The 17,855-nt window shown below is 60.7% G+C and carries 19 protein-coding genes; 13 read left to right on the top strand and 6 right to left on the bottom strand.

Annotated features, from left to right (window positions below):
* Positions 1-73: 73 nt before the first annotated feature.
* Entirely contained in the window at positions 74-379 is a 306-nt protein-coding gene (locus tag VOY09_RS02795; protein ID WP_322892406.1) for a hypothetical protein, read from the bottom strand.
* Between the two features lie 6 nt (positions 380-385).
* On the bottom strand, positions 386-886 hold the full coding sequence (locus VOY09_RS02790; protein WP_322892407.1) for a single-stranded DNA-binding protein: 501 nt from the start codon (positions 884-886) through the stop codon (positions 386-388).
* A 152-nt stretch (positions 887-1,038) separates the two neighbouring features.
* Between VOY09_RS02790 and VOY09_RS02785 the strand changes: the two genes are divergently transcribed.
* A complete protein-coding gene (locus tag VOY09_RS02785; RefSeq protein ID WP_322892408.1) occupies positions 1,039-1,605 on the top strand; it encodes a lytic transglycosylase domain-containing protein in 567 nt (188 codons plus the stop codon).
* A gap of 6 nt (positions 1,606-1,611) precedes the next feature.
* Here VOY09_RS02785 and VOY09_RS02780 read toward each other — a convergent pair whose 3' ends face one another.
* From VOY09_RS02780 to miaA, 3 genes are all read right to left on the bottom strand, one after another.
* Positions 1,612-3,273: an ABC transporter substrate-binding protein gene (locus VOY09_RS02780; protein WP_322892409.1), complete on the bottom strand. Its 1,662-nt coding sequence runs from the start codon at positions 3,271-3,273 to the stop codon at positions 1,612-1,614.
* Positions 3,274-3,379: 106 nt separating this feature from the next.
* Entirely contained in the window at positions 3,380-4,195 is an 816-nt protein-coding gene (locus VOY09_RS02775) for a helix-turn-helix transcriptional regulator (RefSeq protein WP_322892410.1), read from the bottom strand.
* 63 nt (positions 4,196-4,258) lie between these two features.
* The gene (miaA, locus tag VOY09_RS02770; protein WP_322892411.1) at positions 4,259-5,152 is read right to left on the bottom strand and encodes a tRNA (adenosine(37)-N6)-dimethylallyltransferase MiaA; all 894 of its coding nucleotides are present in this window, start codon (positions 5,150-5,152) and stop codon (positions 4,259-4,261) included.
* Positions 5,153-5,255: 103 nt separating this feature from the next.
* Between miaA and pyrH the strand changes: the two genes are divergently transcribed.
* The 12 genes from pyrH to lpxB all read left to right on the top strand — a co-directional run bounded on the left by pyrH (position 5,256) and on the right by lpxB (position 16,947).
* A complete protein-coding gene (gene pyrH, locus VOY09_RS02765; RefSeq protein ID WP_322892412.1) occupies positions 5,256-5,981 on the top strand; it encodes a UMP kinase in 726 nt (241 codons plus the stop codon).
* Between the two features lie 74 nt (positions 5,982-6,055).
* Positions 6,056-6,619, top strand: a complete 564-nt coding sequence (gene frr, locus VOY09_RS02760) for a ribosome recycling factor (protein ID WP_322892413.1) — start codon at positions 6,056-6,058, stop codon at positions 6,617-6,619.
* 24 nt (positions 6,620-6,643) lie between these two features.
* Entirely contained in the window at positions 6,644-7,369 is a 726-nt protein-coding gene (gene uppS / locus VOY09_RS02755) for a polyprenyl diphosphate synthase (RefSeq protein ID WP_322892414.1), read from the top strand.
* A 2-nt stretch (positions 7,370-7,371) separates the two neighbouring features.
* Positions 7,372-8,175: a phosphatidate cytidylyltransferase gene (locus VOY09_RS02750; RefSeq protein ID WP_322892415.1), complete on the top strand. Its 804-nt coding sequence runs from the start codon at positions 7,372-7,374 to the stop codon at positions 8,173-8,175.
* Positions 8,172-9,341 carry a 1-deoxy-D-xylulose-5-phosphate reductoisomerase gene (gene dxr / locus VOY09_RS02745; RefSeq protein WP_322892416.1) on the top strand — a complete coding sequence of 390 codons (1,170 nt, stop codon included), beginning with the start codon at positions 8,172-8,174 and terminating at the stop codon, positions 9,339-9,341. Before VOY09_RS02750 ends, dxr begins: the two co-directional genes overlap by 4 nt.
* 4 nt (positions 9,342-9,345) lie before the next feature.
* Entirely contained in the window at positions 9,346-10,680 is a 1,335-nt protein-coding gene (gene rseP / locus VOY09_RS02740; protein WP_322892417.1) for an RIP metalloprotease RseP, read from the top strand.
* A gap of 111 nt (positions 10,681-10,791) precedes the next feature.
* Positions 10,792-13,098: an outer membrane protein assembly factor BamA gene (bamA, locus tag VOY09_RS02735; RefSeq protein WP_322892418.1), complete on the top strand. Its 2,307-nt coding sequence runs from the start codon at positions 10,792-10,794 to the stop codon at positions 13,096-13,098.
* The gene (locus VOY09_RS02730) at positions 13,098-13,625 is read left to right on the top strand and encodes an OmpH family outer membrane protein (protein ID WP_322892419.1); all 528 of its coding nucleotides are present in this window, start codon (positions 13,098-13,100) and stop codon (positions 13,623-13,625) included. Before bamA ends, VOY09_RS02730 begins: the two co-directional genes overlap by 1 nt.
* A 67-nt stretch (positions 13,626-13,692) precedes the next feature.
* Entirely contained in the window at positions 13,693-14,154 is a 462-nt protein-coding gene (fabZ, locus tag VOY09_RS02725; protein WP_322892420.1) for a 3-hydroxyacyl-ACP dehydratase FabZ, read from the top strand.
* Positions 14,154-14,936 carry an acyl-ACP--UDP-N-acetylglucosamine O-acyltransferase gene (gene lpxA / locus VOY09_RS02720; RefSeq protein WP_322892421.1) on the top strand — a complete coding sequence of 261 codons (783 nt, stop codon included), beginning with the start codon at positions 14,154-14,156 and terminating at the stop codon, positions 14,934-14,936. The genes fabZ and lpxA overlap by 1 nt, the downstream gene beginning before the upstream one ends.
* A complete protein-coding gene (locus tag VOY09_RS02715) occupies positions 14,936-15,814 on the top strand; it encodes an LpxI family protein (protein WP_322892422.1) in 879 nt (292 codons plus the stop codon). The genes lpxA and VOY09_RS02715 overlap by 1 nt, the downstream gene beginning before the upstream one ends.
* Positions 15,811-16,947 carry a lipid-A-disaccharide synthase gene (lpxB, locus tag VOY09_RS02710; RefSeq protein ID WP_322892423.1) on the top strand — a complete coding sequence of 379 codons (1,137 nt, stop codon included), beginning with the start codon at positions 15,811-15,813 and terminating at the stop codon, positions 16,945-16,947. Before VOY09_RS02715 ends, lpxB begins: the two co-directional genes overlap by 4 nt.
* Here lpxB and VOY09_RS02705 read toward each other — a convergent pair.
* Entirely contained in the window at positions 16,870-17,805 is a 936-nt protein-coding gene (locus VOY09_RS02705) for a DMT family transporter (protein WP_322892424.1), read from the bottom strand. The two genes, lpxB and VOY09_RS02705, sit on opposite strands and share 78 nt — an antisense overlap.
* Positions 17,806-17,855: the final 50 nt, after the last annotated feature.

Raw genomic sequence — 17,855 nt, 5'->3', positions numbered from 1 at the left:
CCCCGCGGGGAAGGTTCGCTCGCTTTGGTCCAAATACTCCCGCGCGGCGCGCTCCGTCCGCGCAGCGGGCGGATCAGCGGCCTGTCAGGCTGATCCCATGCTTGCGGGCGAAGACATAGAACAGCGGCGCTTCCATCAGCATCAATGTCAGGATGGTAAAGACAGCCCAATTCACATTGAAAAACAACATATTAAACGCCACATCTGAGCCCCAGAACAAAGCCCCCGCCACGGTCAGGGCGAGGGTCGTGAGCACCAGATCAACGGCGATCATCCGCTGCAATGTTTTCTCCTGCAGGCCGGGATAGATCCCCAGATAGGCGATCCCGAGGATCACCGCGTTGAGGATCAGGATCTGGAATTCAGGCGCGATGTTCATCCGGCATCAAAACGGAATTTCATCATCCATATCGCTGCCGCCCGATGGACCGCCGCGACTGCCGCCACCATAGCCGCCGTCATCATAGCCGCCCTGATTGCCGCCGCTGCTGCCACCGCCGGAATAACCGCCACCGCCACCGCCGCCGCCTTCGCCACGACCGTCAAGCATAGTCAGCGTGCCGCCCAGACCTTGAATCACCACCTCGGTGGAATAGCGGTCCGCGCCGGATTGATCCTGCCATTTGCGGGTCTGCAACTTGCCTTCGATATAGACCTTAGCGCCTTTTTTCAGATATTGTTCGACCACCCGCACCAGACCTTCGGAAAAGATCGCAACCGTGTGCCATTCGGTTTTTTCGCGGCGTTCACCGCTGTTCTTGTCTTTCCAGGTTTCTGACGTGGCGATGCGCAGATTGGCCACCTTGCCGCCATTCTGAAAGCTGCGGATTTCAGGATCGGCACCCAGATTGCCGATAAGAATAACTTTGTTCACTGATCCGGCCATGATGGCATCTCCTTCGATTCTATTCGCGCTTTTGTGACAGACCCGCTTTACCACAACAAGGTTAAGCGCGGTTTAACGCCGGTCAAAGATTTTCGTAGCTTGGCCAATCGGCGTCATTCAGCTAGATTGTCGCTGTTCAGAGGCTTATTCACATGAAATCCTTTACCAGAATAACCGCAGTTTTGGCCCTTTGCGCTATGGCGCAAGCGGCGGCAGGGCAGGACCGCGCCGCGCTGTTTCAAAACCAGACCAAATTGCTCGACAGCCGTGCGGCACAGCAATATTCCCGTTCGGTCAGCCTGCAACCGCCCCGGGCCATCGTGCCGCCGCCGATGGCCAGCTATCAGGGCCGTTATACCGGCCCCTATCTTGAACTGGCGCGCAGCGCGGCCCTGCGCCACGGCGTGCCAGAGGATCTGTTCCTGCGGCTGGTCCAGCAGGAAAGCGGCTGGAACCCGCAGGCTGTGTCACACAAAGGTGCCATCGGGCTGGCGCAGCTGATGCCGGAAACGGCGCGCGATCTGGGCGTTGATCCGCGCGATCCTGCCGCCAATCTGGACGGCGGCGCGCGCTATCTGAGGATGCAGCATCAGGCCTTTGGCAGTTGGCCGCTGGCGCTTGCGGCCTATAATGCGGGGCCGGGGGCTGTGGCGCGGCATGGCGGTATCCCGCCTTTTGCCGAAACCCAGACCTATGTGGTTGCTGTCTGGGGCCAATAGGCCGCTTTACGCGTCTTTCAGGCCCAGCCGGTATAATTGCGGCAGATAGGCGATATTGATGTCCCACCCGAGGAAACCCGGCTTGGCATGGCGATACATCGTGCGCCAGTAAGGTTGCAGCGTCACTGCTTCTTCGGTCATGATCGCCTGCAATTGCGCCATCACCGCGCGGCGGCTGTCGGCATCGGGTAGGGCGTTGGCCTCGGCCAGCAGGGCGTCGAATTCTGGATTGGCAAAGCCACTTTCATTCCAGGCCTCACCAGACCGATAGGCCAGCCCAAGGATCTGGGTATCAATCGGACGATGCCCCCAATCGGTTGAGGAAAAAGGATATTCTCTCCAATTGGCCCAGAATGTGGCGGCAGGGATGGAGGTGCGGCGCACATTGAAACCGGCGTCGCGCAATTGGGCGGCGACCGCATCGGTGGTATTCTTGCGCCAATCATCGTCGATCGAGATCAGCTCCATCTCGAAATCGGCCATCCCGGCCTCTGTGATCAATTCCAGCGCGCGCGCCGGGTCATGCGGCAAGCCGGGCACATCGGCCCAGGCGGGGTGCATCGGGCCCACATGCTGGTTGCGCGCCACCTCGCCCCGGTCGGCATAGCCCAGTTCCAGACAGATCGCATTATCCACGGCCATGGCAATCGCCTGCCGGACGCGTTTATCGGCATAGGGGCGGATACCATCCACCTCGGCCCGTTGATTGGGCCGGATCACGATGGTCGAGGATGAGGCAACGGCCGATTCCTCCCAGTCAATCGCGGTGAAACTATCGACGAAATCACCGACGGTTTCATAGGTCATGTCGATCTGATCGGCCATCGCCGCCTCGACCCAGCGCGTGGGGTCGGTGCCGAGGTCAAGATATTCGATCCGGTCGAGATAGGCGCCTTTTTCTGCCGCATAGCCCCACCAGTCATGATCTGCATTGCGCACCAGCACGGCGGACGCGCCCACGATCAGGCTTTCGGGCAGATAGGGGCCGGTGCCGACAGGGTTTTCCAGCATCGTGTCAGGGTCAAACCCGGCGGGCGTAATCGCGGCAGGGTAATCCGACATGCCGGCGATCAGGGTGATATCGGGTGCTGGCAGGTTCAGCTGCACGGTGAGGTCATCGATGACTTCGATGGCACCGTCCAGCGCCTGCCCGGTCGCGGGATCGACCAGCACGGCAAAGCGTGCGGCCATGGAATTGCCGGGCAGGCTGGTATCGCACCAGCCGGTGATATTGCGCGCCACATCCGTCGCCGTGAAGGGCGTGCCGTCATTCCATGTCACGCCCGGGCGAATATGCAGGATATAGGTAGTGGCGTTATCATTCACCTCCCACCTATCCAGCAGCATTGGCGTGAAACTGCCGTCATTTTCATAGGCGACCAGATATTCCAGCCAGCCTGCGGTGACAAAGGCCAGTTGCGGCCAGTCAAAGACACGCGGGTCCTTCAAGGCGCGCACTTCGATCTGCATCCGCAATGTGCCGCCCTGACGCGGGACATCCTGCGCCTGCGCCGGTGCGCTCAGGCCAAGCAAACCATAGGCCGCCGAGGCAGATACCCCCAGCGCCGTGGTGCGCGCCAGAAAGGCGCGGCGGCTCAGCTTACCGGCAGCGGCATCGCGGCTGTATTGCAATGCAATCGGATGCACGGATGGGGATCGCGTGGTCATGTCGGCTCCTTCAGGCAGGGTCAGGCGCAACCTGACACAGACCGGCTACGCTGTCAGCAAAGCCCGATCAAATCGTTGCGATTTTCTGCACAATCCCGCGCTTGCGTCAGCGTGTTGGCAGGCGAGCGCTGCTGCGCCGGAAGCTGGACGGTGTCTGCCCGGCCTTTTCCTGAAAACTGCGGGTGAAATAGGCGGCGGACTGAAAGCCGAGCAATGCGGCGATATCCTTGATCGGGATCTGGGTATCGCGCAACAGCACACAGGCCTCATAATGGATGCGATCATGCAGCAAGGCCAGAGGCGAACGTTGTGCCACCTGCTGGCAACTGCGCGCGAGATGGGTGGGCGTGACGCCCAGTTCAGCGGCATAGCTCGCCACGCTGCGGTCGAGCCGGTAATCGCGTGCGATCAGATGGGTATAGCGCGCGACCAGCTTGGCTGCGGCGCTGTCGCGGCGGCTGTCATTGGGCGTGGCGATCTGCGCGCGCGCCTGCCTGCCGACAAAGATCGCGAGCAACCCAAGCCAGTGATCCGCCGCTTTCGGATTGCCTGCGGGCTGCAATTCCTTTTCGATCTGTTCGACATATTGCACCGCCTCTTTCTGCAACCAGACATCGAGCAGGCGCAGATGCACCGGCTGGGCGGGCCAGTCCGTATGATCGGGCAGGGTCAGGATCTGGCCGTGGGTGGTGGGGCCAACCTCGATCCCATACATGGTCTGGGGCGGCAGATAGATCAGGTTATTGGGGCTATAGCCATTCGTCAGCCCGGCGACGGTGATCCGGCCCTGACCTTTGCTGATCAGGATCAACCGCCCGGTGGGATGGCTGCGCATCGCCTCATTGCGCCAGCGCATCGCGGCACCGGCATGGGTCAACGGCGAAAGCGCCAGCGCCTGCGGCGCCTGATGCATCATATTCATCACAAACCCTTCATACCAGAAACGCAGGTGATTCTGTCGGGAAAGTCCGGTGCGGACAATCCGCTAATCCGTAGACAATGAAATTGTGGCAGAATTATCAAACTGATCGGCGGGCAGGTGATGCCAATCCTTATGCCTTGCGCGGAACCATGTCCGCTGCCGTTTGGCATATTGGCGCGAGGCGATGATCGCGGCCTCTCGCGCGTCATCCAGTGTCATCCGGCCCTGCAAATGCGTAATCAGTTCCGGCGCGCCAATCGCCTTGGATGATTGATGCGCGGGGTCCCAATGGGGCAGCATGGCGCGGGCTTCGTCCAGCGCGCCCTGCGCCAGCATCTGATCAAAGCGCCGGGTGATCCGGTCGTCCAGCCAGTCTTTCGGCGCATCCAGCGTGATCGCGACACAATCCGCCAGCGGCAACAACGGCGCAGGCGTGGCATCCTGCCAATCGGCAAGGGACCGGCCCGTGGCCTGCTGCACCTCCCAAGCGCGCTGCACTCGCATCCGGTTTTGGTGATCGATCCGCGACAATGTCACTGTGTCCAGCCCGGCGATCAGATCGGGCAGGGGGATCAGATCGGCTGTCGTGCGCAGATCATCGGGCGTGGCGGGGATATCGGCCAGCCCTTGGGTCAGGGCATAAAAGTTCAGCCCGGTGCCGCCGACGATGATCGGGCGCGGCCCGGATTGCCGGAAAGGGGTCAGATCGCGCAGCCAATGGCCCACGGAATAGGGCGCATCAAAGGGGACGTGACCGTAAAGCGCATGCGGCGCGCGCGTCAGATCATCGGCACCCGGTCGTGCCGTCAGGATCTGCCAGCCTGCGAAAACCTGCAACGCATCGGCATTCACCACCACGCCGCCTTGCCGCGTTGCAATCTGCAACGCCAGCGCGGATTTGCCCGAGGCGGTGGGGCCTGCGATCAGCACGGGTTTATCTGGGGTAATCTTGATCATGACGCGCCCTTACTGACGGGTCCTGCATATTGTGACAAGCGGCATTGAACCCGAGGCCGTTTTACGACATTTTGCGCACGAACCCGCGCCACAAGGAAACACCATGACCGAACCTGCCCAAACGACCTATAAACGCGTCATGCTGAAAATCTCGGGCGAGGCGCTGATGGGCGATACCGCCTTTGGCCTGCATCCCCCGACGGTGCAAAGGATCGCGCGCGAGGTCAAATCCGTCCATGATATGGGCGTCGAAATTTGCATGGTCATCGGTGGCGGCAATATCTTTCGCGGCTTGCAAGGCTCTGCCCAAGGGATGGAACGCACCACCGCCGATTACATGGGGATGATCGCCACGGTGATGAACGCGCTGGCGATGCAATCGGCGCTGGAAGAACTGGGCATCCATACCCGCGTGATTTCCGCCATCACGATGAACGAAGTGGCCGAACCCTATATCCGCCGCCGCGCCGTGCGACATCTGGAGAAAAAGCGGGTTTGTATCTTTGCCGCAGGCACCGGCAACCCCTATTTCACCACAGACACCGCCGCGACCCTGCGCGCCAATGAGATGAATTGCGAAGCGATCTTTAAAGGCACCAAGGTTGACGGCGTTTACGACAAAGACCCGGTCAAACATGCCGATGCGGTCCGTTACGATGTGGTCAGCTATGACGAGGTGCTGCAAAAGCATTTGGGCGTGATGGATGCCAGCGCCATCGCCTTGGCGCGCGACAATGATCTGCCCATCATTGTGTTCTCTTTGGATGAACCGGGCGGGTTCAAGGGGATTTTGGCGGGCGAGGGGACTTATACCACCGTGCGCGATTAACGCTTTGCTATACAACCGGGCGGCATTGCCCTAGAGAAAGTTAACGCAGCGTGACTGCGAAGGAAGAATAGACCATGTCTGACGATTTTGAACTTGATACCGATGATCTGGCCCGCCGCATGGACGGGGCCATTGCCAATCTGCGGGTGGAACTGGCGTCTTTGCGCACCGGGCGCGCCTCTGGTTCTATGCTGGAACCGATCATGGTGGATGCTTACGGATCGCCGACGCCGATCAACCAGGTCGGCACGGTGAACGTGCCGGAACCAAGGATGGTGACGATCAACGTCTGGGACAAGGGCCTGGTGAACAAGGTCGAAAAGGCGATCCGCGACAGCGGGCTGGGGATCAATCCGCAGCTCAACGGCACGATCATCATGCTGCCGATCCCCGAACTGAACGAAGAACGGCGCCGCGAATTGACCAAGGTCGCGGGCAATTATGCCGAAAGCGCGCGGGTCTCGATCCGCAACCTGCGCCGCGACGGCATGGACCAGATCAAGAAGGCCAAGGGCGATGGCCTGTCCGAGGATGACCAGAAATTCTGGGAAACCACGGTGCAGGAAATCACCGACGCCCATATCAAGACCGTCGATGAAACGCTTGAGACCAAGCAAGCGGAAATCATGCAGGTGTAAACGCCTGCGACAAGAGGGGCCGCTATGCGCCAGGACAGTGACGAAACGTGCGGCCCCAACCATGTGGCGATCATCATGGATGGCAATGGCCGCTGGGCCCAGCAGCGCGGGCGTCCCCGGCTGCTGGGCCATCATGCGGGTGCGCGCCGGGTGCGCGAAATCCTCAAGGCCTGTCCGGCGCAGAAGGTCAAATATCTGACGCTGTTTGCCTTTTCGACGGAAAACTGGAAACGCACCCAGACCGAAGTCGCAGGTCTGATGACCCTGTTTCGCAAATATATCCAGCGCGAGGCGATGGATCTGCATGAAAGCGGCGTGCGCGTCCGGTTTATCGGTGACCGCATCCGTCTGGATGACAAGCTGGTCAGCCTGATGGATAATCTGGAACTGCTGACCGCTGGCAATGATCTGGTGCATCTGACCATCGCGCTGAACTACGGCGGCCGGGATGAAGTGACCCGCGCCGCCAAACGTCTGGCCTATGAGATCGAGATGGGCCGCTTGACCCATAAGGATGTCGATGCCGAAACGCTGGCGCGGTTTCTGGACACCCATGTGTTGCCCGACCCCGATCTGGTGATCCGCACCAGCGGCGAGGCGCGGATTTCCAATTTCCTGCTGTGGCAATCGGCCTATGCGGAATATGAATTTGTCGATACGCTCTGGCCGGATTTCACGGCGGCTGAATTCGCCCGGGTGCTTGCCCGCTATGCCCAGCGTGAGCGTCGTTTTGGCGCTGTGCTGGCCTGATCATGTCAGGGGCGGCACCGAACCCTGCGAAATGGGATGATCTGACGATCCGTTTTGCCTCGGGCGCTGCAATGACGGCGGTGGGCGCGGCGGGCGTGATCTTGGGCGGCGTCTGGTTTCAGATGCTGGTGGTCTTCGTCTCTGCCATCATGGTCTGGGAATTGTGGATGATGATCCGCCCGGCGGAACCGACCAAAGGCATGTTGCTGGCGGCATTGGTCGCCTCGGTCATGTCGGGACAATTGACCTATGACAGCAGTTGGGCCTTGCTGATGTTTCTGATCGCGCCGGTGATCGGGGCCACGCAATTGCGCACCGAGATCAAGACATTTTTCATCTTCGCCTTTGGCATTCAGTTGGCCGGTTGGGGATTGGTCCATTTCCGCAATGATTTCGGTTTCACATGGATCCTGTGGCTGATGGTGGTGGTGATCGTCACCGATATTTTCGGCTATTTCGTCGGGAAAAGTCTGGGCGGGCCGAAATTCTGGCCACAGATCAGCCCCAAGAAGACATGGTCCGGAACGGTTGCAGGCTGGCTCGGCGCGGCGCTTGCGGGCTATCTTTTCACCTTGTTCACCAATGTCGGGCTGGTGATCGTGCCATTGTCGGTGGCGCTCAGCTTTGCCGGGCAGATGGGCGATATCGCGGAAAGCGCTTTGAAACGCCGGATGAAGGTCAAGGACAGCTCCACCCTGATCCCCGGCCATGGCGGCTTGTTCGACCGGTTTGATGCTTTGCTGGGTGGGGCGATCTTCATGATCGTCATCGCCGATATCTTCGACATCCCCGGAGTCGCGTTTTGAGGCGGATCACTTTGTTCGGCGCAACCGGATCGGTCGGGCAAAGCGCGGTGGATCTGATCGCGCGCGATCTGGAGAAATATGATGTCGTGGCTTTGACGGGTGGCCGAAACGTCGCGCAATTGGCACATGATGCCAAGGCGTTACGCGCCGATCTTGCGGTGACCTGTTATCCTGATTGTTATGACGAATTGAAATCCGCATTGTCCGGCACTGGCATCGACGTCGCCGCTGGTGACGGTGCCATTGCCGAGGCTGCGGCGCGGCCTGTTGATTGGGCGCTGTCCGCGATCATTGGATCGGCAGGGCTAATGCCGGGGATGGTGGCGCTGGATCATGGCACCACATTGGCCTTGGCGAACAAGGAATCCCTTGTCACCGCTGGCCCTTTGCTGATGGCGCGGGCAAGATCGGCGGGGGCCACAATCCTGCCGGTGGACAGCGAACATTCCGCTGTTTTTCAAGCACTTACGGGCGAGGATATGAAAGCCGTCGAACGGATCATCATCACCGCCAGCGGTGGCGCGTTCCGCGACTGGCCCAAGGAGCAACTGGCAACGGCGACTTTGGCGCAGGCGTCCAGCCATCCCAATTGGGACATGGGGCAAAGGATCACGATTGATAGCGCGTCGATGTTCAATAAAGCGATGGAACTGATTGAAACCAAAGAATTCTTTGGCTTGCCTTCCAGCATGATCGAGGTGTTGGTGCATCGCGAAAGCCTGATCCACGCGATGGTTGGTTTCAACGATGGCGCGCTGATGGCCCATGTCGGCCCGCCGGATATGCGCCACGCGATTGGCTATGCTTTGCACTGGCCGGAGCGTAAACATCTGCCGGTCGAACGGCTCGATCTGGCGAAAATCGGATCGCTGACGTTCGAGGCCCCTGATGAGGATCGATATCCTGCTTTAGCCCTCGCGCGATTTGTCATGGAAACCGGGGGCTTATCCGGCGCTGTGTTCAATGCGGCAAAAGAACGCGCGCTGGATGGGTTCATCGCGGGCGATATCGGCTTTTTGCAGATGTCGGCGGTCGTTGCAGGGACGCTCGACAAAATGTCATCGCAAGGTGGGCTGCAATCGCGGGACATGACCCTAGATGACGTGTTAGAGGCCGACAGGCTGGCCCGGATCTATGCGGGCGAAATCATTAAGACATTAGGGTGACACCGTGGATCTGACGCAATTCGTGCCGATGTTTGGCAATTTCGCCTTCATGATCGTGGCTTTTGTCGTCGCCTTGTCGGTGATCGTGGCGATCCATGAATATGGCCATTACATCGTCGGCCGCTGGTGCGGCATCAAGGCAGAGGTGTTCTCGCTCGGCTTCGGCCCGGTGATCTATAGCCGGATGGACAAACACGGCACGCTTTGGCAGATCGCGGCGCTGCCTTTGGGCGGCTATGTCAAATTTCTGGGCGATGCCAATGCGGCCAGTGTCGGGTCTGACAACAGCGTCGATCCGGCATTTGCGCGCCAGACAATGAATGGCGCGCCGCTTTGGGCGCGCGTGCTGACCGTTGCGGCGGGGCCGGTATTTAATTTCATCCTCGCCATCGCGATCTTTACCGGCTCGATCATGTATCAGGGCCGCACGATTGACCCGGTGACCTTTGGTCAGGCCCGCGATCTGCCCGCGCAATTTGCAACCGAATTGCAAAGCGGCGACCAGATCATCGCTATTGAAGGCATCCCGTTCAACGATACCGACCGTCAGGAGTCATTGCTTGAATTGCTGCCGTTGCAGGAAGAGCTGACCTATACGATCATCCGTGACGGCCAGCAGATTGATGTGACCGGGCCTTACCTGATGCCGACGCTGATTTCGGCGCTGGCACCGCGGTCTGCTGCGGATAATGCCGGGCTGCGGATCGGCGATGTGATCACGGCGGTTGATGGCGCGCCGGTCTTTGCCTTCCGCCAATTGCAGGAAAGGGTGATTGCTGCCGAAGGTGCGCCGTTGGACCTGACAATCTGGCGCGGCGGCGAAACCCGCGATGTCACGCTTGCGCCGCGCGCGACGGATGAACCGCAGCCGGGTGGCGGGTTCGCGCAGACCTACCGGATCGGGATCACCGGGCAATTCTTTTTCGATGCGCAGACCGAAAGCGTGGGGCTTTTCGAGGCGACACGGCTTGGCGCCGAAGGGTTGTGGAATACGGCGACCACATCCATTTCCGCGCTGCATCACATCATCGTCGGGCAAATTTCGACCTGTAACTTGTCTGGCCCGGTCGGCATTGCCGAAACCAGCGGGTCAATGGCGCGGCAAGGCACGCAAAGTTTCATCTGGTTTATCGGGGCTTTGTCGGCGGCGGTGGGCCTGATCAACCTGTTCCCGATCCCGGTGCTGGATGGCGGCCATCTGATGTTCTATGCCTATGAGGCGGTGACCCGGCGCAAGCCGAGCGACCGCGCCGTGCAGGTGTTCATGTTCCTTGGTCTGGCGCTGATCCTGACGATGATGTCCTTTACTGTGCTCAATGACACAATCTTTTGTCCCTGAACCGGCGATAATCAGCGGAAATCAAACGGTCGCTATGGTTTTGTCTTTTTGACAACGACAATCAATCCAGCTACTCCGTTTGCAACTGGGAATTCAGGACAGGCGGTCGAAATGCAGAAAATTGGTGGGCGCGCTTGGGCGCATGGCGTGGCAACGGCGCGCGTGGTCGCAACAGTGGCCGGGATGGCCGTTCTGGCCACGGGGCCTGCCAGCGGGCAAAGCCAGTCTTTCAGCAGCTTTGCCATTGAAGGTAACCAGCGTGTTGCCGATGGCACGATCCTGACATTTGCGGGCCTGCGCGCGGGCGAGGCGCTGAGTACCGCCGAGCTGAACGATGCGACCCAGCGTATCCGGGAATCGGGCCTGTTTGAAACTGTCGAAGTGATCCCGCAAGGCGGCACTCTGGTCATTCGCGTTGTCGAATTCCCAACGATCAACCGCATCAGCATCGAAGGCAACAGCCGCCTGCGTGACGCGCAATTGCTGAGCCTGGTGCAATCCGAACCGCGCCGCGCCTTTAACCCGGTGCAGGCCGAGGCCGATACCGCCGCGATCACGCAGGCCTATGCCAGCCAGGGCCGGATCAATGCCGTGGTCACACCGCGCATCATCCGTCTGGCGGAAAACCGCGTTGATCTGGTGTTTGAAATCACCGAATCCGGCGTGACCGAGATTGAGCGGATTTCCTTTCTTGGCAACCGCACCTATTCGGCCGACCGTCTGCGCCGCGTGCTGGACACCAAACAGGCGGGCTTTCTGCGTGCCCTTGTGACGCGCGACACCTATTCGCCCGACCGGGTCGCGCAGGACCGGCAATTGCTGACCGATTTCTACCGCTCGCGCGGCTATGCCGATTTCGAAGTGCAGAATGTTGATGTCACCCTGACACCGGAACGCGATGCCTATCTGGTGACCTTCAATGTGCGCGAAGGGCAAAGGTTCAATTTCGGCAATGTCACCGTCAGCAGCGCCATCGAAGGCGTCGATCCTGCCGATTTTCAGGATGCGATCCGGGTGCGCGCCGGTGCGGTCTATTCGCCGGTGCCGGTGGATACCGATATCACCCGTCTGGAACGGCTGGCCGTGCAAAAGGGCATCAACTTTGTCCAAGTCGAACCCCGGATCACCCGCAATGACCGTGATCTGACGCTGGATCTGAATTACGTGCTGACCGAAGGTCCGCGCGTTTTCGTCGAACGGATCGACATTCAGGGCAACAGCACCACGCTTGACCGGGTGATCCGCAATCAGGTCCGCGTTGTCGAAGGCGATCCGTTCAACCCGCGCGAAATTTCCGATTCCGCGCGCCGGATCCGCAGCCTTGGGTTTTTCCAGAATGCTGCCGTCGAAACACGGCAGGGCTCCAGCGAAAATCAGGTTATCGTCGATGTCGAAGTGACCGAAGGTCCGACCGGCACTTTGTCCTTTGGCGCGAACTACAATACGGATACGGGTCTGGGCTTGCTGGCCTCTTACGGTCAAAGCAACTTTCAAGGGCGCGGTCAGCGGTTGGATTTCGATGTCTCGACCGCGGCAACGAACCAGCGCTTTTCATTCCGCTTTGCCGAACCACAATTGCTGGGCCGCGATCTGCGCGGCGGCATTGAATTGTCCTATCTGCAAACCGACAATGAAAACGCGCTTTATGACACCGCCGCCTTCCGGTTCAGCCCGTCACTGGCCTTTCCGATCAGTGAAAACGGCCGGTTGAGCCTGTTTTACGCGTTCAACTATACCGATCTGTCCGGCGTGTCGGACGATGCCAGCCCGATCATCCGCGACGAAGCGAATATCGGTGCCGTCACCACCAATTCGCTTGGCTATACTTACACCTTTGACAACCGCCGCACCGGGCTGGACCCGACCGCCGGGGTCATTCTACGGTTTGGGCAGGAATTCGGCTTTGGTGACAGCCAGTTCATCAAGACCACAGCGCTGGCCGGTGCCGAACGCATGATCCTGAACGAAGAGGTGACTTTGCGTGCCACCGTCGAAGGCGGCTATCTGAGCTATCAGGAAGGACAAAGCCGGGTCACTGACCGTTTCTTCCTTGGCAGCCGGTTGCTGCGCGGGTTCGAAGCGGGCGGGGTTGGCCCGCGCTCCGTCGAACCTTTTGACGATGCGCTGGGTGGCAATGCCTATGCCGTCGCCCGGCTGGAAGCGGAATTCCCGCTGGGTCTGCCCAGTGAATACGGGTTGTCTGGTGGCGTGTTCTTTGACTATGGCTCGGTCTGGGAAACCGGATATGACAGCACACAGGTTGATTATGACAGCTTTACCGGGCGGTCGGTGATCGGTGCCTCGATTTTCTGGACAACACCGATTGGCCCGTTGCGGTTCAATTTCACCGAACCGCTTGACGTGCAGGACCGCGATGAAACACGGTTCTTTGACGTGACGATCTCGACCAGCTTCTGATGATGCTCTGGCGCGCGATGATTGTCTGGCTGCTGCTGGCGCTGCCTGCAGCAGCCCAGCCACAGCCATCCGGGCCGCAGGTCCTGATCATCGACAGCGAGCGGCTGTTTTTCGAAACCGAATATGGCCGCCGCATTTCCGCTGATCTGGCCGAGAAGACAGCCGCATTGCAATCGGAGAATGACGCCATCGTCGCGCAGCTGACCGAAGAAGAACGCAGCCTGACCCAACGCCGCGCCACGATGGACGCTGACGTGTTCCGCGACGAAGCAGCAGCCTTTGACATCCGCGTGCAAGAGGTACGGCGCGACCGCGAGGCGAAGACCGTGGAATTGCAGGCCGAGGCGACCCGCGCCCGCGCCGCCTTTGAAGAACGGGTGCAGGCGATTGTCGCCAATATCATGATCGAACGCGGCGCTGCCATGGTGCTGGAACAGCGCAATGTGATCCTGTCCGTCCGTGCCGCCAATATCACTGACGATGCCGTCGCGCGCATCGATGCAGAGCTGGGCGACGGCGCAGAATAGCCATGCTTGCCGTGCCGCGCGTGGCTTGCTAGTCAGGGTGTCAAAGCTGCAAGAACAAGGAAAAACCATGTCCGACCCCGTGACCACAGCCGATATCCAGCTGATCCAGAAAATCCTGCCACATCGCTATCCGTTTCTGCTGGTGGACAAGGTGCATAGCATCGACGGGACCACTTCGGCTACCGGCATCAAGAATGTCACGATGAACGAACCCTATTTTCAGGGCCATTTCCCCGGCAACCCGATCATGCCCGGTGTGACGATTGTCGAGGCGATGGCCCAGACATCCGCCGTCATGGTCGGCACGACTCTGGGCCTTATCAATGGTGACCTGCTGGTCTATTTCATGGCGATTGACGCCTGCAAATTCCGCCGCAAGGTCGTGCCGGGTGATGTGCTTGAGATGAAGATCACCACCACTCGCGGTAAACCCGGCGGCAAGGTCTGGCGTTTCAAAGGGATTGCTACGGTCGATGGCGAATTGGCCGCCGAGGCGGAATTTACCGCGATGATGGATATGCAAGGCTGATGGTGGGCATTCACCCCTCTGCGGTGATCGCGGAAGGCGCACAGATTGGTGCGGATTGCAGCATCGGTCCGTTCTGCGTGATCGGCCCGGATGTCGTGCTGGGCGACGGCGTGGTGCTGAAAAGCCATGTGGTGATCGAGGGTGACACCCATATCGGCGACGGCTGCACGATCTTTTCCTTCGCCGTGATCGGTGAAATCCCGCAGGATCTGAAATTCGGCGGTGAAAAGACCCAGTTACGCATCGGCAAAGGCAATCGCATCCGCGAGCATGTCACGATCAACACCGGCACGGCGCAGGGCGGCGGGATCACCCGCATCGGCGATGATTGCCTGTTGATGGCGGGCTGCCATGTCGCCCATGACGCGCAGATCGGCAATCGGGTGATCATCGTCAATTCCTCTGCGGTCGCGGGCCATTGTATCATCGAGGATGACGTGATCATCGGCGGTCTGTGTGGCGTGCATCAATTCGTCCGGATCGGGCAGGGCGCGATTATCGGGGCAGTGACCATGGTCACCGCCGATGTCGTGCCGCATGGTCTGGTGCAGGCCCCACGCGGCGTGTTGGACGGGCTGAACCTTGTCGGGCTGAAACGCAAAGGCGTTGATCGCGCGGATATCACCGCCCTGCGGGCCGCGTTCCAGATGCTGAAAGATGGCGAAGGCAATTTTCAGGACCGTGCCCGTAAGCTGGGCGACGAAAGCGCCAGCCCCTATGTGCAGGATATGGTCCGCTTCATCCTGGGCCCGTCCGACCGCAATTTCCTGACGCCCGGCTGATGCTGGCGCTGATCGCAGGTACAGGTGATCTGCCGCCCGCGCTGCTGGCGCGCTTGCCTGTGCGACCGTTGATTTGTGCGCTGGCGGGCTTTCCGCCGCAGATCACGCCGGATCTGACCTTTCGGATTGAACATCTGGGCAGTTTTCTGGCCGATCTGGCCGCGCGCGGCGTCACCGATATCTGCATGGCTGGCGCGGTAAAACGCCCGCCGATTGATCCGGCGCAGATCGACGCGGCAACTACCCCTCTGGTTGCAAAATTGCAAGCGGCTATGGGTAAAGGCGATGATGGCGCGTTGCGTGGCGTGATCGCGATGTTGGAAAATGCCGGGTTCAATATCATCGCCGTGCATGAGCTGGCCCCTGATCTGCTGCCTGCGCCGGGCATTCTGGCAGGTGCGGTGTCGCCACAGATCCGGCTGGATGCCGTGCTGGGCGAACAGACCATCGCCGCGATGGGCCGCGCGGATGTCGGGCAGGCCTGTATCGTACAACAGGGCAGGGTGATCGCGCGCGAAGATGCGCAAGGCACCGATGCGATGATCGCACGCTTTGCCCCCGGCGATGACCCGCTTTGGGGTGCGGTCGATGCGATGGGCTCGCTTTTGGGCGGTGCTGCGGAATGGCTGTCAGGGGCCGATGGTGCGCCGATTGATGCGCGCGGCGCTGTGCTGTTCAAAGCACCCAAACCCGATCAGGATCGCCGCGCCGATCTGCCCGTCATCGGGCCGCAAACCGCGCGTGGCGCTGTCGCCGCCGGATTAGCGGGCATCGTGGTCGAGGCGGGCGGCGTGATCGTGCTGAACCCCGATCAGATCACCGATATTCTGGGACGCGCCGGGGCCTGTTTCTGGGTCCGGCCAAAGGGCGGCGCATGAAGGTTTTCGTCATCGCGGGCGAGGCCTCGGGCGATAAGCTCGGCGCGGCGCTGATGGCGGGGCTGCAACAGCTGCGCCCGGATGTGACGTTTGACGGCGTCGGCGGGCCGCTGATGCAGGCCGAAGGTCTGGTCAGCCGGTTTCCGATGGATGAATTGTCGGTCATGGGGTTGGCCGAGATCTTGCCGAAATATTTCGCGCTGAAAGCCCGGATCAGCCAGATGGCCGATGCTGTGGTCGACACGGCACCCGATGTGCTGATCACCATCGACAGCCCCGATTTCTGCCTGCGTGTGGCAAAACTGGTCAAGGCGCGCAGGCGCATCCGGACGGTGCATTACGTCGCCCCCACGGTCTGGGCATGGCGGCCCAAACGCGCGGCGCATATGGCGCAGCATATCGACCATGTGCTGGCCTTGTTCCCGTTCGAGCCGCCCTTGATGCAGGCCGCAGGCATGCGCTGCGATTTTGTCGGCCATCCGGTGGTGACTGATCACATTGCCAGCGCCGAGGAGGCTGCAGCTTTTGGCCCCGGCACTGCCGTGCTGGTTCTGCCCGGCAGTCGCAAGGGGGAGGTGAGCCGCCTCGCGCCCCGGTTCGGGCAGGCGATGGCGCGGATCGCGGCGCAAATCCCCGATGCGCGCTTCATCATTCCGACCACCGCCAATGTGCATGATTTGGTGCAGGCCCACGACTGGCCCGTGCCTGTCACTGTGCTGCCGCCCGGTTCGCCGGACAAACCCGCGTGGTTCCGCCGCGCTGATGTGGCGCTTGCTGCGTCCGGCACGGTGTCGCTGGAACTGGCCGCCAATAACACGCCGATGGTGATCGCCTATGATATGGCCTGGCTCAGCCGGATCATCATCAGCCGCATGTTGCTGGTTGATACCGTCACCCTGGTCAATCTGGTCAGCGACACCCGCACAGTGCCAGAATTCATCGGCAAGGCCTGCCAGCCCGGACCTATTGCCGATGCCGTCCTGTCCGTGCTGTCGGACCCCACGGCACAGCAGGCCGCGATGGATACCACGATGGACAGGCTCGGGCGCGGTGGTCTAGCCCCCGGCCTGCGCGCGGCGCAGGCGGTGCTGGACGGCCTTGACCAGCCTTCCATCATGGATCACCAGACCTGAGGCCAGCAGCGCGAAACCGGCATAGGCGCGCAGCGGCAAAGCTTCGCCCAGCACGACAGCGCCGAGGGTGATCGCGATGGGCGCGACCATCAAGGTGACCAGCATCAGATTGCCGCTGCCCGCCATTGCCAGCACGCGGTAATAGAGCAGATAGGCCAGCGCTGTCGCCACGACCGCATAATATCCGATGGCGGCCCATGTCTGCGGCTGCAGGTTCAGGCTGATCGGCCCTTCCAGCGCCCAGGCAAGCGGCACAGCAATCAGGCTCGACCCCGCCAGCATCCCCGCCGCCGCGACCTGCGGCGTCAGCCCGGCCAGCGTTTTGCGCGCCCAGACGCCTGCCATGGCATAGCTGAAAGCACCGCCCAACACTGCCAATTGCCCCAAGGACCGGATATCAAACTGCGTCAATGCCGACAGGCCAATCGCCGTGGCGACGCCAAAGAACCCAAGGCCGACGCCAATCGCCTTGCGCAATGTCATCCGCTCATCCGCCAGAAACACTGCCGCCGTGATGCCCCCGAATATCGCGGTCGAGGCATTCATGATCGCCGTCAGCCCGGTTTCAATATACAATTGCCCCCAGGCCATCAGGCTGAACGGGATCACATTGTTCAGCAGACCCATGATCAAGAACGCGCCCCAGATCGCCGGATTGCGCGGCAAGGGCAGGCGGCGGAGCGCGACATAGGCCCAGAGGATCAGCATCGCCCAGAAGGTACGATGCGCGACCGAGGTCAGCGGCCCGATTTCCTCAAGTGCGACATGCACCGAAAGGAACGATGCCCCCCAGATCAGGGAGAGCAACAATAATTCCGCCCAAGCGCGGCCCGACATGGTTTTCTGCAATGGTCTCATGGCGGGGAATTGACTGCTTTGCACCGCAAAGCGCAACCCGGATCATGCGG

This window comes from Yoonia sp. 67-2 (genome assembly GCF_035117555.1).
In the GTDB taxonomy this organism is placed as follows: domain Bacteria; phylum Pseudomonadota; class Alphaproteobacteria; order Rhodobacterales; family Rhodobacteraceae; genus Yoonia.
The sequence above is the reverse complement of the archived record's forward strand: the minus strand, read 5'-3'. Positions and strand labels throughout refer to the sequence as shown.